This window comes from Nocardia farcinica, assembly GCF_029867845.1.
Lineage (GTDB): Bacteria > Actinomycetota > Actinomycetes > Mycobacteriales > Mycobacteriaceae > Nocardia > Nocardia farcinica_A.
This window is the reverse complement of sequence record NZ_JARWRU010000619.1, coordinates 1-4,004: the sequence shown is the minus strand read 5'-3', so window position 1 is coordinate 4,004 and position 4,004 is coordinate 1. Positions and strand designations below refer to the sequence as shown.

Annotated in this window: 6 protein-coding genes; 4 read left to right on the top strand and 2 right to left on the bottom strand. The window is 71.0% G+C overall.

Translation table 11 applies throughout. From position 1 onward, the window contains the following. The first annotated feature begins 133 nt into the window (after nucleotides 1–133). Nucleotides 134–895, top strand: a complete 762-nt coding sequence (locus QH283_RS13655) for a glutamate racemase (protein WP_280503374.1) — start codon at nucleotides 134–136, stop codon at nucleotides 893–895. A gap of 44 nt (nucleotides 896–939) precedes the next feature. Beyond that, nucleotides 940–1,692: a DNA alkylation repair protein gene (locus QH283_RS13650; protein WP_280503373.1), complete on the top strand. Its 753-nt coding sequence runs from the start codon at nucleotides 940–942 to the stop codon at nucleotides 1,690–1,692. 6 nt (nucleotides 1,693–1,698) lie between these two features. Here the strand turns inward: QH283_RS13650 and QH283_RS13645 are convergent, their stop codons facing one another. After that, nucleotides 1,699–2,754, bottom strand: coding sequence for a ferredoxin--NADP reductase (locus QH283_RS13645; protein ID WP_280503372.1), 1,056 nt, complete (start codon nucleotides 2,752–2,754; stop codon nucleotides 1,699–1,701). Between the two features lie 40 nt (nucleotides 2,755–2,794). Continuing rightward, nucleotides 2,795–3,436, bottom strand: a complete 642-nt coding sequence (mftR2, locus tag QH283_RS13640) for a mycofactocin system transcriptional regulator MftR2 (protein WP_280503371.1) — start codon at nucleotides 3,434–3,436, stop codon at nucleotides 2,795–2,797. Between the two features lie 266 nt (nucleotides 3,437–3,702). Between mftR2 and mftA the strand changes: the two genes are divergently transcribed. Next, nucleotides 3,703–3,789, top strand: a complete 87-nt coding sequence (gene mftA, locus QH283_RS13635) for a mycofactocin precursor MftA (protein ID WP_280503375.1) — start codon at nucleotides 3,703–3,705, stop codon at nucleotides 3,787–3,789. A 16-nt stretch (nucleotides 3,790–3,805) separates the two neighbouring features. Then, the coding region (gene mftB / locus QH283_RS13630) for a mycofactocin biosynthesis chaperone MftB (protein WP_280503370.1) at nucleotides 3,806–4,004 on the top strand (199 nt) is incomplete at its 3' end.

Here is a 4,004-nt window from a genome sequence, read left to right as displayed (position 1 = left end):
GAAGGCGCGCGCCAAGGTCGCCGCGGCGGCCCCGCTCGCGTTGGTGGTGCCGGCTTGTCTGCACGCCACGGCGTGTCCGGGGGGGGGGGACCGGCGGGGCGGGCCGGTAACGGGGCTGTAATACGGTGGTGGGTTGATCGTCGCGATCATCGACTCTGGTTTGGGGCTGCTGCCGACGGCCGCCTGGCTGCGGAAACTGCGCCCGGATCTGGATCTGCTGCTCCAGCTCGACCCGGACGGCGCGCCGTGGGGACCCAAGCCGGAGGCGTGGACGATCGAACGGGTGGTCGGCGCGGCCCGCACCTCGCTCGCGCACGGCGCCGAGGTCATCGTGCTGCCGTGCAACACCGCCAGCGTCACCGCGCTGGAGCACGTGCGCGCCGAGGTCGGTCTCGAGGTGCCGGTGGTCGGCACCGTGCCCGCCATAAAACCCGCCGCCGCGGCCTGCCGCACGGTCGCGGTGTGGGCCACCGCCGCCACCACCGCCAGCGGCTACCAGGCCGACCTGATCGCCCGTTTCGGTGGCGATGCCCAGGTCACCGGGGTGGCCTGCCACGGTCTGGCCGACGCCATCGATCGCGGTGACCTGGCTGCGGCCGCCGAGGCCATCGCCCGCGCCGCCGAACAGACCCCGCCGGGCACCGAGGGTGTCGTGCTCGGCTGCACCCACTATCCGCTGGTCTCCGACGCCATCCTGGCCGCCCTGCCGGACGGCGTGCGCCTGTTCGACAGCGCCCAGGCCGTGGCCGCGCAGACCATCAGGAAGGTCGACGGTCTCGGCAGGCCGACCACCGGCGAGGGCGCCGTCCGGGTGCTCAACAGCGGCCGCCCCGGTGCCCTCCCGTCGAGCGCCGCCGCCTACGAATCCGGGCGCGCGCTCGGCGCCCGCCTCTGACCCCTGCCGCCGATGTGGTTGCGGCCGAGTCCGATCGGAGCCGAATGAGCGAGACGAGCAGCGCGGCGGTCGGCGCCGCCGAGGTGCGCGCGGCCCTGGCGGAGCTCGCCGATCCGGCGATCGCGGCACACTCGCGGCGCTTCTTCAAGACCGGTCAGGGGGAGTACGGCGAGGGCGACGTCTTCCTCGGCGTCCGCGTGCCCGCGATCCGCGCGGTGGTCCGCCGCTTCGCCGAGCTGTCCTTCGACGAGATCGAGATCCTGCTCGACAGCGAGATCCACGAGGAGCGTCTGGCGGGGCTGTTGCTGCTCGTCGCCCGCTACGACCGCGCGAGCAGGCCGCGCACCCGCGACGAGGCGGTGACGGCCGAGGCGGTGCGCCGCTATCGGGCGGCGGTGCGCCGTGGCCGGGTGGACAACTGGGATCTGGTCGACTCCTCCGCCGAGCACCTCATCGGCCGCGATCTGCTCGACCGCCCGCGCGACGAACTGTTCGCGCTGGCCGGGTCGGAGTCGCTGTGGTCGCGGCGGGTGGCGCTGTTGAGCACCTTCGCCTTCATCAAGGCGGGCGACGCCTCCACCACCCTCGCGTTGTGCGAGCGCCTGCTCGACGATCGCCGGGACCTGATCCAGAAGGCGGTCGGCTGGATGCTGCGCGAGGTCGGCAAGCGCGTCGACCGCGCCTTGCTCACCGATTTCCTGGACCGCCACGCGCCCGCGATGGGCCGAACCGCCTTGTCGTACGCGACCGAGCACCTCGACCCGGCCACCCGCGCCCGCTACCGGGCGGCCCGCTGACGCGTCTCAGAACTGGATGCGCAGCCGGTCGGTGACCGGGCGGGCCTGGCAGCCGAGGATGTAGCCGTTGGCGATGTCCTCGGGATCGAGGATCTCGCAGTTGTCCATCTCGACCTCGCCCTCGAGCACCGTGCACGCGCAGGAGCCGCACTCGCCCTCCTGGCAGGAGTAGGGCACGTCGATGCCCTTGGCGAGCATGATGTCGACCAGGGTCTGCTTGCGCGGCCAGTCCAGCTCGTGGACCTGCCCGTCGAGTTCCACCTCCACGGTGGCGGCGTCGGCCGCGTCGGCCTCGCTCAGCTCCACGGGGGCCTGGTCGGCGAAGGGGTCGCCCGCCAGGGAGTTGAAGACCTCGGCGTGCACCCGGGCGCGCGGCATGCCGAGCCGGGCCAGCGCGTCGTGCACGCCGTCCATGAACGGCTTGGGGCCGCACATGAACGCCTCGTACTCGGCGTAGGGGCGCGCGAGGGTGGCCAGCGCCTCGGCGGTCGGCAGGCCCTGCAGGGGCTCCAGCCAGTGGATGACGGTGAGCCGGTCGGCGTGCTCGACGCCGAGTTCGCGCAGTTCCTCGGCGAAGATCACGTTGTCGGTGTCGCGGTTGGCGTAGATGAGCACCAGCTGTCCGCTGCCGCGCGCCAGCGCCGACTTCAGGATGGAGATGACCGGCGTGATGCCGCTGCCCGCACCGAACAGCAACAGGTTCTCGTCCAGATTCGACGGGGTGAACACGCCCGACGGGGGCAGCACCTCGAGCTGGTCGCCCGGTTTGACGTTGTCGCAGACCCAGTTGGAGCCGTAGCCGCCCTCGGTCCGCTTGACCGTCACCTTCGGCTTGTCGTCGGTGTGCGGCGAGCTGGCCAGCGAGTAGCAGCGCGCCACCGAACCGGTCAGCTCGCTGGGGATTCGCAGGGTGAGGAACTGTCCGGGCCGGTAGGCGAACTTCTCGCGCGCCTCCTCGGGGACGTCGAAGACCAGCGAGCAGCTGTCGGCCGTCTCGGCGATCACCGCGGCGACCCGCAGCACGACCGAGCGTGACCCGTGTGGAACCTCGACGGTGGTCATGTCGTCCTCTCGAACCCGAAAACTAGAACGTGTTTCAATTTCATCGTACGTCGCGGGCGGCTCCCGCGACAAGCCGGGCCTCCAGCCCGGCGATGAGCACGTCCATGCCGAACTCGTAGGTGTAGCGCCCGCGCAGGTCGGACATGTGCGCGGTGGCGCGGGCGACCACGTCGGGCAGATCGACTCCGGCCAGCGGTGCGGGCTCGCGGGGGTTCACCCTGCGGCGGCCGAACAGATAGGTGTGCACCGTCGCGTAGGCGGACAGGATGTCGCGATCGTCGAATCCGGCGTCGGCCAGAATACTCATCACCCCGGCGATCAGGTCGAGCTGCTTGCCCAGCATCTGCTCGATGAGCACGTCGCCGAGCCCGGGATGCCTGCGCAGCTTCTCGTCGATCTGATCGATCAGTTCGCGCAGCCGCTGCTGCCACGGACCGGACTCCGGCGGCGGTGTGCGCACGCCCGTCAGCGCGGCGCCCGCCACCAGGTCGAGCAGTTCCCGCTTGTCGGCGACGTAGTAGTACGGCGCCATGGGGGACACGCCCAGCTCGCGCGACAATCGCCGCATCGACAGTTTCTCGACGCCGTCCTCGCGGACCACGCGCAGTGCGGCCTCGACGATCTCGGACTCCGACAGCGTGCTGCTGCCGCCCCCGTTGGCCTGTATGCGTCCGACTCCCATGCCACCTCTACCGCCGCGGGCATGTGTTGCCCATCACAATCTTTTCCGCCGTTGTACACCCGAAGTCTAGAGGTCCCCGGCGCGGGGCAGGGCCGGGACGTGGGCCGCGAGCGCGCGCGAGAGCTCCGGCCGTGCGGCGCGGGCCGAGAGTCCGCGCGAAAGCGGCCGTGTTCACGCGCACCGGAGACATGGTTATGGTGTGACGTGGACTACGACTGGTGGTCCGTTGTGACCCAGGGAGGTTGGAGATGTCGCACCAGTACTCGATGCCCGCCGACGGCGAGAACGCCGAACTCGTCGAGGAGAGCCTGATCGAAGAGGTCTCCATCGACGGTATGTGCGGCGTCTACTGACGGGCAGGGCAGGCGAATGCTCGATCTCGACACCCGTTGGCAGCTGCATCCCCGGGTGGCGCTGCGCCCCGAGCCGTTCGGCGCGCTGCTCTACCACTTCGGCACGCGCAAACTCTCGTTCCTGAAGAACCCGCGGATCGTCGAGGTCGTGCGCTCGCTGCCCGAGCACACCTCCGTGCGCGCCGCCCAGCACGCGGCGGGCGTCGCGGAGGAAA

What these genes read in the sequence shown, in the direction of transcription:
- QH283_RS13650 (WP_280503373.1), top strand. Translation starts at nt 940, where the DNA reads ATGAGCGAGACGAGCAGCGCGGCGGTCGGCGCCGCCGAGGTGCGCGCG.
- QH283_RS13645 (WP_280503372.1), bottom strand. Translation starts at nt 2,754, where the DNA reads ATGACCACCGTCGAGGTTCCACACGGGTCACGCTCGGTCGTGCTGCGG.
- mftR2 (WP_280503371.1), bottom strand. Translation starts at nt 3,436, where the DNA reads ATGGGAGTCGGACGCATACAGGCCAACGGGGGCGGCAGCAGCACGCTG.
- mftA (WP_280503375.1), top strand. Translation starts at nt 3,703, where the DNA reads ATGCCCGCCGACGGCGAGAACGCCGAACTCGTCGAGGAGAGCCTGATC.